Annotated in this window: 15 protein-coding genes; 8 read left to right on the top strand and 7 right to left on the bottom strand. The window is 62.8% G+C overall.

Features of this window, described 5'->3' with window-relative positions:
* The first annotated feature begins 1 nt into the window (after position 1).
* The 8 genes from ACGYLX_RS13935 to ACGYLX_RS13900 all read left to right on the top strand — a co-directional run bounded on the left by ACGYLX_RS13935 (position 2) and on the right by ACGYLX_RS13900 (position 8,709).
* Complete coding sequence (locus tag ACGYLX_RS13935) at positions 2-1,087, top strand: ABC transporter ATP-binding protein (protein ID WP_394442441.1); 1,086 nt, start codon at positions 2-4, stop codon at positions 1,085-1,087.
* Positions 1,087-2,172, top strand: a complete 1,086-nt coding sequence (locus tag ACGYLX_RS13930; protein WP_394442444.1) for an ABC transporter ATP-binding protein — start codon at positions 1,087-1,089, stop codon at positions 2,170-2,172. The genes ACGYLX_RS13935 and ACGYLX_RS13930 overlap by 1 nt, the downstream gene beginning before the upstream one ends.
* Positions 2,169-3,041 carry a carbohydrate ABC transporter permease gene (locus ACGYLX_RS13925; RefSeq protein WP_067268460.1) on the top strand — a complete coding sequence of 291 codons (873 nt, stop codon included), beginning with the start codon at positions 2,169-2,171 and terminating at the stop codon, positions 3,039-3,041. The genes ACGYLX_RS13930 and ACGYLX_RS13925 overlap by 4 nt, the downstream gene beginning before the upstream one ends.
* The gene (locus ACGYLX_RS13920) at positions 3,041-3,928 is read left to right on the top strand and encodes a carbohydrate ABC transporter permease (protein ID WP_067268458.1); all 888 of its coding nucleotides are present in this window, start codon (positions 3,041-3,043) and stop codon (positions 3,926-3,928) included. The genes ACGYLX_RS13925 and ACGYLX_RS13920 overlap by 1 nt, the downstream gene beginning before the upstream one ends.
* A gap of 15 nt (positions 3,929-3,943) precedes the next feature.
* A complete protein-coding gene (locus ACGYLX_RS13915; protein ID WP_394442447.1) occupies positions 3,944-4,216 on the top strand; it encodes a DUF2160 domain-containing protein in 273 nt (90 codons plus the stop codon).
* A gap of 85 nt (positions 4,217-4,301) precedes the next feature.
* A complete protein-coding gene (locus tag ACGYLX_RS13910; protein WP_394442569.1) occupies positions 4,302-5,999 on the top strand; it encodes an extracellular solute-binding protein in 1,698 nt (565 codons plus the stop codon).
* Positions 6,000-6,076: 77 nt separating this feature from the next.
* Positions 6,077-7,573, top strand: a complete 1,497-nt coding sequence (glpK, locus tag ACGYLX_RS13905) for a glycerol kinase GlpK (RefSeq protein WP_394442450.1) — start codon at positions 6,077-6,079, stop codon at positions 7,571-7,573.
* A gap of 8 nt (positions 7,574-7,581) precedes the next feature.
* Entirely contained in the window at positions 7,582-8,709 is a 1,128-nt protein-coding gene (locus ACGYLX_RS13900) for an iron-containing alcohol dehydrogenase (protein ID WP_394450399.1), read from the top strand.
* Between the two features lie 32 nt (positions 8,710-8,741).
* Here ACGYLX_RS13900 and ACGYLX_RS13895 read toward each other — a convergent pair whose 3' ends face one another.
* The 7 genes from ACGYLX_RS13895 to ACGYLX_RS13865 all read right to left on the bottom strand — a co-directional run bounded on the left by ACGYLX_RS13895 (position 8,742) and on the right by ACGYLX_RS13865 (position 17,174).
* Positions 8,742-10,136 carry a M20 family metallopeptidase gene (locus ACGYLX_RS13895; protein ID WP_394442453.1) on the bottom strand — a complete coding sequence of 465 codons (1,395 nt, stop codon included), beginning with the start codon at positions 10,134-10,136 and terminating at the stop codon, positions 8,742-8,744.
* Positions 10,133-11,722 carry a gamma-glutamyltransferase gene (locus ACGYLX_RS13890; protein WP_394450238.1) on the bottom strand — a complete coding sequence of 530 codons (1,590 nt, stop codon included), beginning with the start codon at positions 11,720-11,722 and terminating at the stop codon, positions 10,133-10,135. Before ACGYLX_RS13890 ends, ACGYLX_RS13895 begins: the two co-directional genes overlap by 4 nt.
* Positions 11,723-11,726: 4 nt before the next feature.
* Complete coding sequence (locus ACGYLX_RS13885; protein ID WP_394450236.1) at positions 11,727-12,722, bottom strand: ABC transporter ATP-binding protein; 996 nt, start codon at positions 12,720-12,722, stop codon at positions 11,727-11,729.
* Complete coding sequence (locus ACGYLX_RS13880; RefSeq protein ID WP_067268446.1) at positions 12,719-13,717, bottom strand: ABC transporter ATP-binding protein; 999 nt, start codon at positions 13,715-13,717, stop codon at positions 12,719-12,721. The genes ACGYLX_RS13885 and ACGYLX_RS13880 overlap by 4 nt, the downstream gene beginning before the upstream one ends.
* Before the next feature lie 3 nt (positions 13,718-13,720).
* A complete protein-coding gene (locus ACGYLX_RS13875; protein ID WP_271690227.1) occupies positions 13,721-14,623 on the bottom strand; it encodes an ABC transporter permease in 903 nt (300 codons plus the stop codon).
* A gap of 1 nt (position 14,624) precedes the next feature.
* On the bottom strand, positions 14,625-15,542 hold the full coding sequence (locus ACGYLX_RS13870) for an ABC transporter permease (protein ID WP_136720362.1): 918 nt from the start codon (positions 15,540-15,542) through the stop codon (positions 14,625-14,627).
* Positions 15,543-15,656: 114 nt separating this feature from the next.
* Positions 15,657-17,174, bottom strand: coding sequence for an ABC transporter substrate-binding protein (locus ACGYLX_RS13865; RefSeq protein WP_394442461.1), 1,518 nt, complete (start codon positions 17,172-17,174; stop codon positions 15,657-15,659).
* Positions 17,175-17,334: the final 160 nt, after the last annotated feature.

Raw genomic sequence — 17,334 nt, 5'->3', positions numbered from 1 at the left:
CGTGAGTTTGATCCTGAAGAACGTGTCGAAGACGGTAGGCGGCCAAACGCATATCTACCCGACCGACCTGACCTTGGAAAAAGGCACGATGAACGTGCTTTTGGGGCCTACATCCTCGGGCAAGACGTCCCTGATGCGGCTGATGGCGGGGCTCGATGTGCCGGGCACGGGGCAGGTGATCTGGAACGGCGAAGACGTGACCGGCATGCGGGTGCAGGACCGCAAGGTCGCAATGGTCTATCAGCAGTTCATCAACTACCCCTCGATGACGGTTTACGACAACATCGCCTCTCCGATGAAGCTGGTGGGCAAGTCGAAGGATGAGATTGATCGCGCCGTGCGCGAAACCGCCGAGCTGATGCAGCTCACCCCGATGCTCGACCGCAAACCGCTGGAGCTTTCGGGCGGCCAGCAGCAGCGTTGCGCCTTGGCGCGGGCGCTGGTCAAGAATGCCGGGCTGGTGCTCTTGGATGAGCCGCTGGCCAACCTCGACTACAAGCTGCGCGAAGAACTTCGCGCCGAAATCCCGCGTATCTTTGAACGGGCCGGGTCGATCTTTGTCTATGCCACGACCGAGCCGGAAGAGGCGCTGCTTCTGGGTGGCAATACCGCGACGCTCTGGGAAGGCCGCGTTACGCAATTCGGCCCGACGCCGAGCGTCTACCGCCGGCCCGAGAATGCGACCACGGCGCGGGTGTTCTCTGACCCGCCGATGAACTTCCTCAGCATGACCAAATCGGGCGACACGCTGCGTTTCGACGGCGGTGGGATGGCGGCACCCGCCACGATGGCCAGCTTGCGCGACGGCGAATATACCGCCGGTTTCCGCCCCAACCACCTCACGCTGAGCGCGCAGGCGCCGGAGGCCATCGGCTTTGACGCCGTGCTGAACGTGACTGAGATCACGGGGTCGGAGACCTTTATCCACCTCGATTACCACGGTGCGAAATGGGTCGGTCTGGTGCATGGCATCCAGCATTTGCAGCCCGGCCAGCCGCTGCCGGTCTATCTGGACCCGGCGCATATCTACCTGTTTGACGCGAACGGGGCGCTCGTCTCGGCCGCGCCCTATGCGGAGGCGGCATAATGGCCAAGATCACGCTTGATAACCTCGCCCATTCCTATCTGCCCAATCCCAGCGGTGAGGATGATTTCGCCCTCAAGGAATTGAACCACGACTGGATCGACGGCGAAGCCTATGCGCTTCTGGGCGCCTCGGGCTGTGGCAAATCCACTCTGCTCAACATCATTTCGGGGCTTTTGCAGCCTTCGCAGGGGCGCATCCTGTTTAACGATGTGGACGTTACCCATGCGCCGACAGCCGAGCGCAACATCGCGCAGGTCTTCCAGTTCCCGGTCGTTTACGACACGATGACTGTGCATGACAATCTGGCCTTCCCGCTGCGCAACCGCGGGGCGGATGCCTCCTATGTCGCGTCCCGGGTCCAGCAGATCGCCAAGATGATCGGCATGGAGGATGAGCTGAACCGCAAGGCGCGGGGTCTTACGGCGGATGCCAAACAGAAGATTTCACTGGGCCGCGGCATGGTGCGCGAGGACGTGAACGCGCTCTTGTTCGACGAGCCGCTCACGGTGATCGACCCCCATATGAAGTGGGAACTGCGCACGCAGCTCAAATCGCTGCACCACGAGTTCGGTCACACGATGATTTACGTGACCCACGACCAGACCGAGGCGCTGACCTTCGCCGACAAGGTGGTGGTCATGTATGATGGCCGCGTGGTGCAGATCGGCACACCGCAAGAGCTTTTCGAGCGGCCTGCCCATACTTTCGTGGGCTATTTCATTGGCTCGCCGGGGATGAACCTCTTTGACGCGCATATCGCGGGAAATGCGGCGCAGGTTGCGGGCACGAGTGTTAATTTGAACAAGACCTACGCCCCCAAGGGCCAGAAAACGCAACTGGGCGTCCGGCCCGAATTCGTTCGGATCAATGGCGAAGGTCTGGGCCTTCCGGCCAAGGTGACCCGTGTCGAGGATGTGGGCCGTCACAAGATCATCCGTCTCGACGTGGCAGGCCAGCAGGTCAGCGCCATCGCCGAGGAGGGCGCGACAGTGCCGAGCGAAAACACCGCGATCAGTTTCGATCCGGCGGGCATCAACGTCTATGACGACGATTGGCGCATCAGCGCAGAGGGAGAGGCCGCATGAACAAGACCGTCAACCAAAAGGCATGGTTCCTTGTCCTGCCGGTGCTGATCCTCGTGGCCTTCTCGGCCGTGATCCCGCTGATGACCGTGGTGAACTACTCGGTACAGGACACCTTCGGGCGCAACGAGTTCTTCTGGGCCGGGCTCGAGTGGTTCTCTGACATGCTCGACAGCGACCGGATGTGGGACGCGCTTGGCCGTCAGTTGATCTTCTCGGGCGTCATTCTGGCGATCGAGATCCCGCTCGGCATCTTCGTCGCGCTCAACATGCCGAAAAACGGGTTCTGGGCCAGCTTTTGTCTGGTGCTCATGTCGCTGCCGCTGCTGATCCCGTGGAACGTGGTCGGCACCATCTGGCAAATTTTTGGTCGGGTCGACATTGGTCTTTTGGGCTATACGCTCGACAAGCTGGGCATCACCTATAACTACACCCAAGACATCACCTCGGCATGGATCACGGTTGTGGTGATGGATGTCTGGCACTGGACCTCTCTGGTGGCGCTCTTGGCCTATGCCGGTCTGCAATCCATTCCGGACGCTTACTATCAGGCGGCCAAGATCGACCAAGCCAGCCGTTGGGCCGTGTTCCGCTACATCGAACTGCCCAAGATGGCGGGCGTGCTGATGATCGCCATTCTGCTGCGCTTCATGGACAGCTTCATGATCTATACAGAGCCGTTCGTCGTGACCGGCGGCGGGCCGGGCAATGCCACGACCTTCCTGTCGATCGACTTGGTGAAAATGGCCATCGGCCAGTTTGACCTTGGCCCTGCAGCGGCGTTCAGCCTGATGTATTTCCTCGTTATCCTGTTGATTTCATGGGTGTTCTACACCGTGATGGTCAACCTCGACAAAAGGGATGGTGTGTGATGACCGACACAACCGTGCAAGCCCCCGGCGCCGCGCCCATTCCGGGTGACGTGACCGCTGCCAAACGCACCCGGCGCAGCCGCTTCCGGCCTAAAGGCTCGGTGGTGGTGATGACGCTCTACCTGTTGTTCCTGATGCTGCCGATCTATTGGCTCATCAATATGAGCCTCAAGACCAACGCCGAAATCCTCGGGTCCTTCTCGCTCTATCCGCGGGACCTGACGCTGGCGAACTATGCCAAGATCCTCACCGATCCGAGCTGGTACATGGGCTATGTGAACAGTCTGATCTATGTGGTGATGAACACGGTGATCTCGCTCGCCGTGGCGCTGCCAGCGGCCTATGCCTTCTCGCGCTACACGTTTCTGGGCGACAAACACCTGTTCTTCTGGCTGCTGACGAACCGCATGTCGCCGCCCGCCGTTTTCGCGCTGCCGTTCTTTCAGCTCTATTCTTCGGTCAACCTCTTTGACACGCATATCGCCGTGGCGCTGGCACACTGCCTGTTCAACGTGCCGCTCGCGGTTTGGATCCTCGAAGGTTTCATGCGCGGCGTGCCGAAAGAGATCGACGAGACGGCCTACCTCGACGGCTATTCCTTCCCGCGTTTCTTTATCCGCATCTTCACCCCGCTGATCGCCAGCGGCATCGGGGTCGCGGCCTTCTTCTGCTTCATGTTCTCATGGGTGGAACTGCTGCTGTCGCGCACGCTGACCTCGGTCGATGCCAAACCCATCGCCGCTACCATGACCCGCACCGTCTCCGCTTCCGGCCTCGACTGGGGCGTCTTGGCCGCGGCGGGTGTGCTGACCATCGTGCCGGGTGCGCTGGTGATCTATTTCGTCCGCAACTACATCGCCAAGGGCTTTGCCCTCGGGCGGGTATAAGAGAGGAGACCGCCCATGTCTTGGATGGCTTGGACCATGCCCACCGCGATCTTCTTCGGTGTCATCGCGCTGTTACTCGTGACCTTCACGATCCTCGCGATCAAATTCCCTGAGACGCCCCGTGTGGGCATCCTCAGGCTTGAGACAACCCGTGGTGACCGTCTGTTCATCACGCTTCTCGGCTCGGCCTTTATCAATTTGATCTGGCTGGGTTTCGAGGCGGGTCCGCAGCCCTATGCGCTGCTGGTCTGCCTTGCCTATGCCGCAGCTGTATTTCGCTGGGTCTAGGCGCTATCACGGCGGACCCCGGGCAACCGGGGCCGCCATACGACACGACCAAATGTCTAGGGAGGACATAATGAAACGATCTGTCATGAAATCGAGTACCGCTTTGGCGGTCACGCTCGGTCTGCTCGCCGGGCCAGCATTCGCGGATATGGAAGCCGCGAAGAAGTTCCTCGACGAGGAAATCGAACGCTCCGCGCTGAGCCGCGAAGAGCAGGAAGCGGAGATGCAATTCTTCATCGACGCTGCCGAGCCGTTCAAAGGCATGGACATCAAAGTCGTGTCCGAGACCATCACCACCCACGAATATGAAGCCAATGTGCTGGCCCCGGCCTTCAGCGCGATCACCGGCATCAACATCACCCACGACCTGATCGGCGAGGGGGACGTGGTTGAAAAGCTGCAAACCCAGATGCAGTCGGGCGAGAACATCTACGACGCCTATATCAACGACTCTGACCTGATCGGCACCCACTGGCGCTACAAGCAGGCGCGCAGCCTGACCGACTGGATGGCGAACGAAGGCAAAGACGTGACCAACCCCGGTCTCGATCTCGATGACTACATCGGCCTCGACTTCACCACCTCGCCCGATGGCGAGCTGTATCAGCTGCCCGACCAGCAGTTCGCGAACCTTTACTGGTTCCGCCAGGACTGGTTCACCGATCCTGAGTTGATGGCCGAGTTCAAAGAGAAATACGGCTATGAACTGGGCGTGCCGGTCAACTGGTCCGCTTACGAAGACATCGCCGAATTCTTCACCGGCCGCACCATCGACGGCGTCGAAGTCTATGGCAACATGGACTACGGCAAGAAAGACCCGAGCCTTGGCTGGCGCTACACCGATGCGTGGCTCTCCATGGCGGGCGGCGGCGACGTGGGTGAGCCCAACGGCCTGCCGGTCGACGAATGGGGCATTCGTGTCAACGAAAACTCGCAGCCCGTCGGTTCCTGTGTGACCCGTGGTGGTGCCACCAACGATGCGGCGGCGGTCTATGCGATCTCCAAATCCATCGAATGGCTTGAGAAGTACACGCCCCCCGCAGCCGCTGGCATGACCTTCGGCGAAGCCGGTCCGGTGCCTGCGCAGGGTGCCATCGCACAGCAGATGTTCTGGTACACCGCCTTCACCGCCGACATGGTGAACGACAGCGCCAAGGCCGTGCTGAACGAAGATGGCACGCCCAAGTGGCGCATGGCCCCCAGCCCGCATGGCGCCTACTGGAAAGAAGGCCAGAAGGTTGGCTATCAGGACGTGGGCAGCTGGACGCTGATGGAAAGCACGCCCGTCGACCGTGCCAAGGCCGCATGGCTCTATGCGCAGTTCGTGACCTCGAAGACCGTGGACGTGGAAAAGGCCCATGCCGGTCTGACCTTCATCCGCGAGTCGACCATCCAGCACGACAGCTTCACCGAACGTGCGCCGAAGCTCGGCGGTCTGGTGGAATTCTACCGTTCGCCCGCGCGCACCGCATGGTCGCCCACCGGGACGAACGTGCCGGATTACCCCAAGCTGGCGCAGCTGTGGTGGCAGAACATCGGCGACGCGATGTCGGGTGCGAAAACACCTCAGGAAGCGCTCGACAGCCTCTGCGCCGAGCAGGAAAAGGTCATGGAACGTCTTGAGCGTGCAGGCGTCCAAGGTGATCTGGGTCCGAAAATGAACGAGGAGCGTGAAGCCTCCTACTGGCTTGAGCAGGAAGGTTCGCCCGTTGCCAAGCTCGACAACGAAGACCCCGAGCCCGAGACCATCAGCTACGAAGAGTTGATCAAGTCCTGGCAGTAAGCCAAACTTTCGGGGGCCGGGACGCAGCAGCGTTCCGGCCCCTTTTTTTGTTTCATCCAACATCCGGGGGCCGCGCCATGACCCATATCCTCGCCATTGATCAGGGAACCACCTCCTCGCGGGCGATCATCTTTGACGGCAACATGTCGGTGACGGCCACGGCCCAAGAAGAATTCCCGCAGCATTTCCCCCGCTCCGGCTGGGTCGAACATGATCCGGGCGACCTGTGGTCGACGACCGCTGGCACCTGCCGCGCGGTGATCGAAAAGGCCGGTCTGCGCCCCGACGACATCACGGCCATCGGCATCACCAACCAACGCGAGACGACGCTGGTCTGGGACGCGAAAACCGGCAAACCCGTCCATAACGCCATCGTCTGGCAAGACCGCCGCACCGCTGATTTCTGCCGCGCGCTGCGCGAAAGCGGCGACGACAAGATCATCACCGAACGCACCGGCCTGTTGGCCGATCCCTATTTCTCGGGCACCAAGCTGAAATGGATCCTCGACAATGTCGAAGGCGCGCGCGAACGGGCGCGGGCGGGCGAGCTGCTTTTCGGCACAGTCGACAGCTATCTGATCTGGAAGCTCACCGGCGGCGCGCGCCATGTGACCGATGCGACCAACGCCGCACGGACCATGCTCTATGACATCCACAAGGGCCGCTGGAGCACGACGATCTGCAAGATGTTCGACGTGCCGCTCGAAATGCTGCCCGAGGTGCAGGACTGCGCCGCCGATTTCGGCACCACGCGGCCCGACCTCTTTGGGCGCGAGATTCCGATCCTCGGTGTCGCGGGCGACCAGCAGGCGGCGACCATCGGGCAGGCCTGTTTCCAGCCCGGCATGATGAAATCGACCTATGGCACCGGCTGTTTCGCGCTTCTGAACACGGGCGAGACGGCGGTGACCTCGACCAACCGGTTGCTCACCACCATCGCCTACCAACTCGACGGTAAGCCGACCTATGCGCTCGAAGGCTCGATCTTCGTCGCCGGGGCCGTGGTGCAATGGCTGCGCGACGGGCTGAAAATGATCCGCGAGGCGGGCGAGACGCAGGCTCTGGCCGAGCAGGCCGATCCGCATCAGAACGTGGTGCTGGTGCCTGCTTTCGTGGGCCTCGGCGCGCCCTATTGGAACGCCGAATGCCGCGGCGCGATCTACGGGCTCACGCGCAACTCCGGCCCCGCGGAACTCGCGCGGGCGGCGCTGGAAAGCGTGGGCTACCAGACCCGCGACCTTTTGGAAGCGATGCAGGCCGATTGGGCCGCCCAAGGCCAGCCGGGCGAGATTGCGACCCTGCGCGTCGACGGCGGGATGAGCGCCAGTGACTGGGCGATGCAGTTCCTCTCGGACGTGATCGGCGCCTCGGTGGACCGCCCCGATGTGCTGGAAACCACAGCACTTGGCGCTGCGTGGCTCGCCGGGCAGCGGGCGGGTATCTACCCCGATATGGAGGGTTTCGCGCGAGAATGGGCGCTCGACCGGCGGTTTGAAACCCAGATGGGCGAGGCCGCGCGCGAAGAAAAATACGGCGCGTGGCAGCGGGCTGTTCAGGCGACGTTGCAGTTCTGATGCAGACGATTTCCCCTTTCGGTTTCGCCACCGCCGGACGCATCCGCTTTGGCCGCGGTGTGGCGGGTGAAGCGGCCTCAGCCGCGCGGGGTTATGGGCGGCAGGTGCTTTTGCTGCGCGGCGGTTCGGTCGCTTGGGTCGATGAACTGGCGCGCGATTTGGCGGCGGCGGGCTGCGAGGTGACCCAGTTGCGCGGCAGCGGCGAGCCATCGGTCGACGACGTGCGCGCCGCCGTGGCGGCGGGACGCGGCGCGGATGTGGTGCTGGGCGTGGGCGGTGGCGCGGTGATCGACCTTGCCAAGGCGGCAGCGGCGCTGATCCCGTCGGAATGCGACGTGATGGAGCATCTTGAAGTCGTGGGCGCAGGCAAGCCCTTGCAGGCTGATCCCCTGCCGATGATTGCGATCCCCACCACCGCAGGCACGGGGGCCGAGGTGACCAAAAACGCCGTCATCGCCGTGCCGGAGGCCGCGCGAAAAGTCAGCCTGCGTGACGACCGCATGCTGCCGCGTCTGGCCTTGGTCGACCCGGCGCTCACCGACGGCGCGCCGCGCGGGGTGACTTTGGGCTCCGGCCTTGACGCGTTGGTGCAGGTGATCGAGCCCTATCTGTCCAGCAAGGCCAACCCGCTGACCGATGCGCTATGCCGTGCCGCGATCCCACAGGGCATCGCTGCGCTTAAACGTCTGGCTGCGGGAGAGGACCAGGACGCGCGGGATGCGCTGGCCTATGTCAGCCTCTCGGGCGGTTTGGCACTGGCCAATGCGGGCCTCGGGGCCGTGCATGGGCTAGCGGGTGTGATCGGCGGGCGTTTCGCTGCGCCGCATGGGCTGATCTGCGGGCGGCTGTTGGGGCCGGTTCTGGCCGCGAACGCGGATGCGCTCGGGGTCTCGGCCCGCTTCACGGAGGTGCAGATGTGGCTCTCCGACGGGTTCGACCTGCCTGAGGAAGGCACGTTCGACGCGCTGACCGCCATGCTGGATGATTGGGGGCTGGAGCGGTTGAACCAATGGATCCCCGAAGATGCGGATCTGGGCGAGACGGCCCGCGAGGCGGCGGCCTCTTCCTCCATGCGCGCCAACCCTTGCGTGCTTGAGGCGGAAACCCTCGAAGCCTGCATCCGCGCGGCAATGTAGCGGGCAGGGGCCACGGCCCCCGCCCGGCAGTTTTAGGCGGCGCGCGGCGGCGTATTGCCTTCGCCCAAGTCCCAGAACACGCCCGCCATCACCCGCAGCGCATCGCGGCATACGGGTTTCAGCACATGTTCGTCCGGCGCGTGCTGCGAACAGCTGCGGTAGGAATGCGGCACCCAGACGGTGGGCAGACCCAAGATATCGCTGAAACTGTCATTGGGCAGCGAGCCTGCGAGGTTGGGTAGGATATGCGGCGCTTTCCCGGCGCTTTTCGTCAGAGAGTCGGCTACGAATTTGACCCAAGGGTGATCCGCATCCAGCCGCGTCGGGCGGAAGAAGCCGCGGTCATGCGGTTCGATCCGGACATCCTCGAACCCCTGTTTATCAAGGTGCCGGCGCAGGGCGGGCAGGATGTCTTCGGGATCGGTGCCGACGACATAGCGCAATTGGCAGGTGGCCGTCGCATGGGCCGAGATCGCGTTGACCGGCGCTTCTGGCACGCCGCTTTTCATCGCGAGGATGGCAAAGCTGTTCCAGCCGTAGGCGCGCTCGACCGGGGTCAGGTCTTCTTCGCCCCAATCGCTGTCGATGGCGGGGCCATCATCGCTTTCGATCGGCAGATCTTTCAACGCGGCGCGGACCGAGGGGGTCAGGCTGTCGGGCCGCCACTCGGGGATCTGGATTTGCCCGCGCTTGTCGGTGACGGTCGACAGGGCCTGCGCCAAGATCATCGCAGGATCGGCCAGCAAGCCGCCCCAGTTGCCCGAGTGATGCGCGCCTTCGCGTTTGTCGACGATCAGATCAAACGACACGCCCCCGCGCGAGCCCATGAACATGGTCGGCACTTCGGGTTGCAGCCGCGGCCCGTCCGAGGCGATGAGCACGTCGGCGGTCAGTTCCTCGCGGTGTTCGGCAAAGAACTCGGGCAGACCCGCGCTGCCGGTCTCTTCGCTCATCTCGATCACGATGCGGCAGTTGAAACCCAGCTTGCCGCGGGTTTTCAGCACCGCTTCGATGGCGGCGATGTTGATCAGGTGCTGGCCCTTGTTGTCGGCAGTGCCGCGGCCATAAAGCTTATCGCCCTCTTCGACCAGTTTGAAAGGATGCAGCCCCTCCCGCCACTGGTCGGTCTGGGCGCGGATCACGTCGCCGTGGCCATAGGTCAGCACGGTCGGCAGGTCGTCCCCCTCACGGCGCTCGCCCACTAGAAAGGGGCCGCCGCGCGGGTCGGGATTGTCGTGAAAGCTGCAGGCAAAGCCCATCGCCGTCAGCCGCGGCTCCATCGTCTCGACTAGATAGCGTTTGAGTTCGGGGGCTTGGTCAGGGTTCTGGCTCTCGGTCTCGTACGAGACGAGGTTGGCCAGTTCGGCTTGGAACGTCCCCTCATCGAAATAGGTCGAGATCGCTTCGATCGCTTGATCGCGGGTCATGCTTCAATGTCCTTTGTCATATCTTCGGAAATGGCGTCGCCCCAAGGCGACATGATCTCGGTGCAGCCGGAATTCTGCCCGCCCGCGCGCATCACGCCTGCGGGACAGGCGAAAGCGTAGGGAAAGATCGTGCGTTTGGTCTCGGCGACCTCATTGTTCTCGCGCAGACGGTCGAGCACATCGCGCGGCAGGCTTTCATCGGCGATGAGCTGGTTGGCGTCCGAGGCGTCAATGCGCGGCGCGTGGAAACTGTCTTCGAGCGACATGTCGAAATCGGTGACGAAAGAGGACAGTTGCGCCACCGCGCCCAAAATCTTGCGCCCGCCGGAGGCGCCGAAGGCGAAGCGTTTGTCGCCCTGTTCGCCGATCACCGGGCAGACGTTCATCAGGCAGCGCTTGTTCGGGCCGAGCGAGTTCGGGCGGCCCTGAACCGGGTCGAACCACATGATGCCGTTGTTCATCAAAAAGCCGGTGGAGGGCGAGACGACGCGCGAGCCGAAGATCGACAAGAGCGTCTGCGTCTGCGCCACCATATTCCCGTGACGGTCGACGACCGAGAAATGCGTGGTGCAGCCCGGGGCTTCGGGGCTTTCGCCGGTATCGCCCATGGAGCCCAGACGGCGGGCATAGGCGCCTTTGAGTGCCTCGGCCATGGCGGCATAGCTGTCGGGGCCGGGGGCGTTCCCGAGGTCTTCGGTCGCGAGAGAGGCAAAAGTATCGCGGAAGGTCGGCCCGGCGGTCAGCCCCGGCACCACGTGGAAGCGCGCATCGCGGTAGGCAAAGTCGAGCGGCGCGCTGAACTCGGCGCGGTAGGCTTGCAGGTCGTCATGGCTGAGGCAGCCGCCCTTGTCCTGCACATCCCGCGCCATCGCGGCCCCAAGGTCTCCATCATAGAGCGCGCGCGCCCCGTGCCGCGCGATCTGGTCAAGGCTGTCGGCCATGCGCGACTGGTCCAGCCGTTTCTCGGCCAGCGCGGTCCAGCCGCTGATCGTCGGCCACTGCCCGTCTTCGAGAAAGAGGTCCGCCGCATCCACATCCTGCGCAAGGGCGCGTGTGCAAGAGGCGATGACCAGCGCGGCATACCAATCCACCAACAAACCCTTGCGGGCATGTTCAACCGCCGGGGCAAGCAGCTCGGCCCAAGGCATCTTGCCGAACCGTTCATGGGCTTGGCCCAGCCCGTCGACCACGCCGGGCACGGCGATGGCAGTGGCACCTTGAACGTTGCGGTCCCCCTCCACATGCTCCCAGGGGAAGAGATCACCCGCCTTGCCCCGCCCGCTAAGCGGATAATTCGCCGGGTCGAGCGCGCCGGGGCTGCGCATGCCGTGGTTGAGCGCATGGGCTTGGCCTTCTTCGGCGCGCCAGAGCATCATCGCCCCGCCGCCCGCAGGGCCGCTCATCCAAGGTTCCAACACGCCGATGACGAAGGAGGTGGCCACAGCCGCATCCACCGCATCGCCCCCTGCCGCAAGCACCTCGGCCCCCGCGATTGCTGCCAACCGATGCTGGGCGGCGACGACGCCATGTTCGGTTTCGATGACGGTTTTGCGGGTTTGACTGCTGTGCGACAGGTTCGATGACATGGGATTACTCTTGTTCGTACATGGGGGTTTCCGGATCGTGCAGATGGCAGGCGGCATGCCCCTGCGGGATCGGGGTGTGACGCGGTGCCTTTTGCTTGCACAGATCCGTGGCGCGCGAGCAGCGCGGGTGAAAATGGCAACCGGGCGGCGGCGCGATCGGGTTCGGGTAGGCCATGCCAAGCTGCGTGTCGGGCACACCCAAACCGGGCTCGGGCGTCAACACGGATTTCAACAGCGCCTTGGTGTAAGGGTGACGCGGCGCGTCAAAGAGCCCGGCGACCGAGTTCTGCTCGACGATCTCGCCCAGATACATCACCGCCACGCGGGTGGCGAGGTGTTCGACCACCGCCAAATCATGGCTGATGAAGAGATAGGTAAGGCCGAACTCTTCGCGCAGCTCGCCCAGCAGGTTGAGGATCTGGCTCTGCACCGACACATCCAGCGCCGAGGTCGGCTCGTCGCAGATCACCACCTCGGGCTTCATGATGAGTGCACGGGCGATGGCCACACGCTGGCGCTGGCCGCCCGACATCTGGCTGGGGTAGGTGTTGATCACCCGCTGCGGCAGGCCGACAACGTCGAGGATCTCTTTGACCTTTTTCTTGCGGCTCTCCTCGTCACCGATGTTGTGCACCCGCAGCGGCAGAGAGATCACGTCATAGATGCTCTTGCGGGGGTTGAGCGAGGAATAGGGGTCTTGAAAGATCGGCTGGATCCGCCGTGCCAGCGCCAGACGGCCCTGTTCGGTGATCTCTTCGCCGTCGATCTTGACGTGACCGGCGGTCGGCTGCTCAAGCCCCAAGAGGATCTTGGCAAGGGTGGATTTGCCGCAACCGGATTCACCGACGAGGCCCAGCACCTCGCCCTTGCCCAATTGCAGCGACACGTCATTCACCGCCGTGAGCGGTTTGACCTTGCCGAACATGCCCTGTTTCACCCGGTAGGTCTTGCTGACGCCGGAAAGCTCCAGCACCGGGGGTGTGTTCACGCTGTCCTTCATACGGTCAGCTCCTTCTCGGACTGGCGTTTGCCATCGGGGAAAATGCAGCGGAAAGCGTGGTTGCCGTCCTCGCGCTTGGGGATGTCGCCACGGCATTCGGCGACGGCATGCGGGCAGCGGGTACGGAAGACGCAGCCCTCAACCTCGCCCACGAGCGAAGGCACGATGCCCGGGATCGTGCCCAGTTTCGCGCCGCGGTCGGTCTTGCCCGGGAGCGGGATGCAGCGCAGAAGCCCACGGGTGTAGGGATGCGAGGGCGCGTTAAAGATGTCTCCGACCGGGCCGGTCTCGACCAATTCGCCCGCATACATCACCGCGACCTTGTCGGCCACCCGCGCCACAACGCCGAGGTCATGGGTGATCAGGATCACGGCCATGTTCATCTCGCGCCCCAGATCGTGGAGCAGCCGCAGGATCTGCGCCTGAATGGTCACGTCGAGCGCGGTCGTCGGCTCATCCGCGATGATCAGTTCCGGCTCGCACATCAGCGCCATGGCGATCATCACGCGCTGGCGCAACCCGCCCGAGAGCTGGTGCGGATACTGCGACAAACGGCTCTCGGCGGCGGTGATGCCGACTTTTTCCAAGAGTTCAATCGCCCGGTCCCGCGCCTGCTGGCGGCTGACCTTGCGGTGCAAGAGCAGCGCCTCGGCCAATTGGTCTCCAATGGTATAGGCCGGGTTGAGCGAGGTCATCGGCTCTTGGAAGATCATCGACATCCGCGCCCCGCGCAGCTTGCGCATCTGGCCTTGGCTCGCGGTGGTCAACTCGGTCCCGTCAAAGGTCATCCGATCCGCGCGGCGTTTGATGGATTTGCCCAAGAGCCCCATCAGCGCCAGCGAGGTGAGCGATTTGCCCGAGCCGCTTTCGCCGACGATGCACAGGGTCTCGCCACGGTTGAGGTCGAAGTCGATCCCGCGCACCGCATGCAGGGTGCCGCCGCCCGTGGGAATATCGAGCCGCAGGTTGCGGACGCTCAGAAGTGGTTCTGTCATGGGTCAGCTCCGGTTTTCGGGGGCGGTGACGTCGCGTAGACCGTCACCCATCAGGTTGATCGCCAGCACCAGCACGAAAAGCACGGCGCCCGGGATCAGCACGAGCCACGGCTCGAACAGCATCATGTTCTTACCTTCGGAGACCATCAGCCCCCAGCTCGGCGTCGGCGGTTGCACCCCAAGGCCGAGGAACGAGAGTGCGGCTTCCAGAAGGATCGCATGGGCCATCTCCAGCGTGACGACGACGATCAGGTTGTTGGCGATGTTGGGCATGATCTCGGACAAGAGGATGCGCGGGGTGGAGGCGCCGATGACCTGTGCCGCGGCCACGTATTCGCGCCGCCGCACCTGCATCGTGGAGGCGCGCATGACCACGGCGAAGCGGTCCCACAAGAGCAGGCCCAGCACCATGATCACCACTTGCAGCGATCCGCCAAGGATCGCCACCACAGCGAGCGCCACCAGAACCACCGGCATCGCGAGACGCACGTTGATGAGGAAGGTGACGACCGCATCGACCTTGCCGCCGAAATAGCCCGCAGCCACGCCCATGGCGGTGCCGATCAGGCCCGAGATCAGTGCCGCCACGGCCCCGATCAGCAGCGAGATCCGCGCACCATAGATGAGGCGCGACAGGTAATCGCGGCCCAGATGGTCGGTGCCCAAGGGATGCTCCCATGTGCCGCCCATGAACACGGGGGGCTCCATCCGGGTCATCAGACTTTGGGCATAGGGATCATGCGGGGCGATCCAGGGCGCGAGGATCGCGATAATCGTGAGGATGATCAGAACGACCGCCCCGATCAGCAGACCTTGGTGCCCGAAGATGCGCTTGCGCAGCATCTGGCCGGGGGTCGGGCCGGTGATTTCGTCCAAAAGGCTGTCATGTGTGCTTGCCGTGGCCATGTCAGCTGCTCCTCATGCGGGGGTCGAGCCATGCGTTCAGCACGTCTGCGAGGAAGGTGAAAACAATGTAGAACATCGAGAAGATCAGGATCAGCGCCTGCACGGTGGGCAGGTCGTTGCGCGCGATGCTCTCCCAGGCCAGATAGCCCGCGCCATGTAGCGCGAAGATCGACTCGACCACGATGGAGCCGCCCAGCATGAAGCCCATCTGCACGGCGGCGAGGCTGACCACCGGGATGATCGCGTTGCGCAGCGCATGGCGGAACAGCACCCGGCGCTCGTTCGCGCCCTTGGCCCGCGCGGTGCGGATGTAGTCGGAGTTCAGCACGTCCAGCATGCCCGCGCGCGTCAGGCGCATGATCGCGGGCATGGCATAATAGCCCAGCACCACGGTCGGCAAGATGAAATGCCGCCATGTGTCGGTGCCCGAAGGTGGCAGCCAGCCCAGTTGGATGGCAAAGACCACGATCAGGATGAGGCCGAACCAGAAGCTCGGCATCGCCTGACCGGCAACGGAGATGAAAAGCGCCACACGATCGATGATCGAATTGGGGCGGATCGCGGCGACCACGCCCAAGGGCACCGCGGTCAGCAACGCGAAGGTGATCCCGCAGACGCCGAGCGTCATGGTCACGCTCAACCGGTCGGCGATGAGCGAGGCGACGGGCAGGCGGAAATAGTAGCTCTCGCCGAAATCGCCCTGAAGGGCCGAGAACAACCATTCGCCATATTGCACCAGCATGGGCCGGTCAAAACCATAGAGACGGCGCAGGGCCTCGATATCTTCGCCACTGGCGGTTTCACCGGCCAGCGCGGCGGCGGGGTCGCCCGACAGGAACAGCAGGCTAAAGCTGATAAACGACACGGTGAAGGCCACGAGAAGGGCCAGTCCCAATCGTTTGAGAATGAATTGAAGCACGGGTGCAACTACCTTGAGGCTGCGCCGCAGGCGAGGGCCTGCCGCGTGGGTCTGGGTTGGGTGCGGAAGGGGAGAAGGGCAGGGGCAACGGTCACGGCGCCCCCGCCGATTGGTTTACTTCCAGCTGGCCGTGGTGAAGCGCAGGACTTCGTCGGCTGTGGGTGTGTATTCCACCTCATTGGTGGTCACGTAGTTGGTGTTGTAGGAGAACATCGGCGCCCAATAGGCTTCCTCGGTGATGCGTTCGATCGCCTTGGAGTAGTTCTCTTTGCGGACCTCGGGGTCGGTCGAGCTGTCGGCGATGTTGAGGTATTCCAGCGTCTCGTCGTCCATCGCGTAGTCGAGCGAGCCATGTTTGAAGAACTGGCTGACCATGGCGGAGGCGTCGTTGATCGAATAGCTGCCCCATGTCTGGAACGACACGGCGGTTTCGCCCTTCATGTTCTGCTCGCGCAGGGCGGAATACTGCAACATCTTGAAGTTGGTATCGATTCCCACAGCGTTCAGATAGCTCGTGATCGCCTCGGCATATTCACGGTCGCGGTAGGCGTAGAAGTCGATGGTCAGACCGTCTTCGTAGCCAGCTTCGGCCAGCAATTCCTTGGCCTTCTCGGGGTTGTATTCATACTTCACCGCCGCGTCTTCGTCGCAGCCGAACTGGCTGGGGAAGCAAGGGGTGTAGACGACTTTGGATTTGCCTTTAAGCAGCGCGTCGACCAGTTCCTGACGGTTGATCGCATAGTTCACGGCCTTGCGCACGCGCACGTCGGTGAAGGGGCTGTCCTCGGAGCGGCCTGCCGCATCGAGCGTCAGATAGCCCACACGCATGGTGGATTCGTTGGAGACTTGGAACTCATCCCGCTCGGCCAGTTTCTCGGCTTGGTCCGACGGCACCTGCCAGATCAGATCAAGCGAGCCGCTGAACAATTCGGCCATCTGCGTGTTCACATCGGGGATGGTGCGGATGTCGATGTTCTTGATGCTGGGCGTGCCCTTGGGGCTGTCGTGGTAGCCCTCATAGGCTTCCAGTTTGAAGTGCTGGCCGGGGACGACTTCGGTCACCTTGTAAGGGCCGGTGCCGACGGGTTTCAGGCCCATGCCTTCGGGGCCGGCTTCTTCGTAGTAGTCGCTGGGATACATCGAAACGGGGCCAGAGAGGAATTCAATCGCCGCCGGGAACTTCTCTTTCAACATGATGCGCACGGTGTAATCGTCGACCTTCTCAGCCGATTTCATCCAGTTCACGTTGCGCTGCGTTTTCACGCCATTGGCCTCATCGGCGACGTAGTTCACGGTAAAGACCACGTCATCGGCGGTGAAGTCCGACCCGTCGTGGAATTTCACGCCTTCGCGCAGTTTGAATTCGATGGTCGTGTCGTCGATCCATTCCCATTCGGTGGCGAGGTTGCCCATGTATTCGTTGGTGACCGGATCGCGGTAGATCAGACCATCCCAGACCGCGCGTTGCAGCACCACGCCTTCGCGGGACGAGTTGAAGTAGCTGTCGACGTTCTCAAGCTCTTTGGTGAAGGCGACATTCAGCGTGTCATTGGCTTTGTCCGCCCAAGCCGCGCCCGTGGCGGCGGCCAAGACAAGCCCGGTGATGGTTGATTTCAGGACCGTGGATTTCATGGTCAACTCCCCTGCTGGTTAACGAATTCGGTTCCGTATCTTTTTGACTTGCGTCACGTATCATATAATAATACTTGATATCGCAATACGATTAATAAACGCAATCAGATCGACATACGTCAAGCCCCGGTTTGAACAATTGGGCCAGATTTCGGGGTAG

The sequence above is a fragment of the Sulfitobacter sp. 1A13496 genome (assembly GCF_043557225.1).
GTDB classification, from domain to species: Bacteria; Pseudomonadota; Alphaproteobacteria; order Rhodobacterales; family Rhodobacteraceae; genus Sulfitobacter; species Sulfitobacter faviae.
The sequence above is the reverse complement of the archived record's forward strand: the minus strand, read 5'-3'. Positions and strand labels throughout refer to the sequence as shown.

Excerpts from the sequence above, each read along its gene's own strand:
- ACGYLX_RS13910 (WP_394442569.1), top strand. The coding sequence starts at position 4,302 with ATGAAATCGAGTACCGCTTTGGCGGTCACGCTCGGTCTGCTCGCCGGG.
- ACGYLX_RS13885 (WP_394450236.1), bottom strand. The coding sequence starts at position 12,722 with ATGAAGGACAGCGTGAACACACCCCCGGTGCTGGAGCTTTCCGGCGTC.
- ACGYLX_RS13895 (WP_394442453.1), bottom strand. The coding sequence starts at position 10,136 with ATGACCCGCGATCAAGCGATCGAAGCGATCTCGACCTATTTCGATGAG.
- ACGYLX_RS13875 (WP_271690227.1), bottom strand. The coding sequence starts at position 14,623 with ATGGCCACGGCAAGCACACATGACAGCCTTTTGGACGAAATCACCGGC.
- ACGYLX_RS13930 (WP_394442444.1), top strand. The coding sequence starts at position 1,087 with ATGGCCAAGATCACGCTTGATAACCTCGCCCATTCCTATCTGCCCAAT.
- ACGYLX_RS13920 (WP_067268458.1), top strand. The coding sequence starts at position 3,041 with ATGACCGACACAACCGTGCAAGCCCCCGGCGCCGCGCCCATTCCGGGT.
- ACGYLX_RS13915 (WP_394442447.1), top strand. The coding sequence starts at position 3,944 with ATGTCTTGGATGGCTTGGACCATGCCCACCGCGATCTTCTTCGGTGTC.
- ACGYLX_RS13865 (WP_394442461.1), bottom strand. The coding sequence starts at position 17,174 with ATGAAATCCACGGTCCTGAAATCAACCATCACCGGGCTTGTCTTGGCC.
- ACGYLX_RS13925 (WP_067268460.1), top strand. The coding sequence starts at position 2,169 with ATGAACAAGACCGTCAACCAAAAGGCATGGTTCCTTGTCCTGCCGGTG.
- glpK (WP_394442450.1), top strand. The coding sequence starts at position 6,077 with ATGACCCATATCCTCGCCATTGATCAGGGAACCACCTCCTCGCGGGCG.
- ACGYLX_RS13880 (WP_067268446.1), bottom strand. The coding sequence starts at position 13,717 with ATGACAGAACCACTTCTGAGCGTCCGCAACCTGCGGCTCGATATTCCC.
- ACGYLX_RS13890 (WP_394450238.1), bottom strand. The coding sequence starts at position 11,722 with ATGTCATCGAACCTGTCGCACAGCAGTCAAACCCGCAAAACCGTCATC.